Below are 713 nucleotides of genomic sequence, written 5' to 3'. Positions count from 1 at the left end.
ATTACTGCTGTTCCAACCACAACTTTTGAAATCACGGTATCACAGTTTGTCGGGTTAGTAACCTCACAGATGCTGTACTCAACATCATAAGTTCCTGCTGCAGTATTCGCTGCAACTGTTACTGTTCCGTTCGCATTTAGTGTTAATCCTGCCGGAACACTGATCGCTGTTAATGTTACTTGTCCAGCTGATGTTCCAATTACTACAGGGCTTCCATTTAAAGTATCATTTGCTGTTAAGGCTGCTGTTGTACCTCCTGTGTTTCCGTTGATAGAGGCTGTAGTTTCTGTTACTGCATCGATTACCGCTGCCCCAACTACAACTTTTGAAGTTACAGTATCACAGTTTGTCGGGTTGCTCACCTCACAGATGCTGTATGTAACATCATAAGTATTTGCTGGTGTGTTTGGCGCAACTGTTACTGTTCCGTCTGCGTTTAAGGTTAATCCTGTCGGAAGCGTTCCTACTGCAGTCAGGGTTACCTGTCCTGCTGAACTGCCGATTACAACAGGGTTTCCGTTTAACGTATCATTTGCTGTTAAGGCTGCTGTTATACCGCCTGTGTTTCCGTTGATAGATGCCGTGGTTTCTGTAACAGCATCAATTACTGCTGTTCCAACCACAACTTTTGAAATCACGGTATCACAGTTTGTCGGGTTAGTAACCTCACAGATGCTGTACTCAACATCATAAGTTCCTGCTGCAGTATTCGC

At 44.2% G+C, this 713-nt stretch carries 1 pseudogene; it reads right to left on the bottom strand.

The annotated features are described in order from the left end of the window. A pseudogene (locus APR43_RS24575) lies at positions 1-713 on the bottom strand (gliding motility-associated C-terminal domain-containing protein); the annotation flags it as partial.

The organism is Flavobacterium sp. NLM (assembly GCF_002210235.1).
Taxonomy (GTDB): domain Bacteria; phylum Bacteroidota; class Bacteroidia; order Flavobacteriales; family Flavobacteriaceae; genus Flavobacterium; species Flavobacterium panici.
This window is presented reverse-complemented; position numbering and strand designations above follow the sequence as displayed.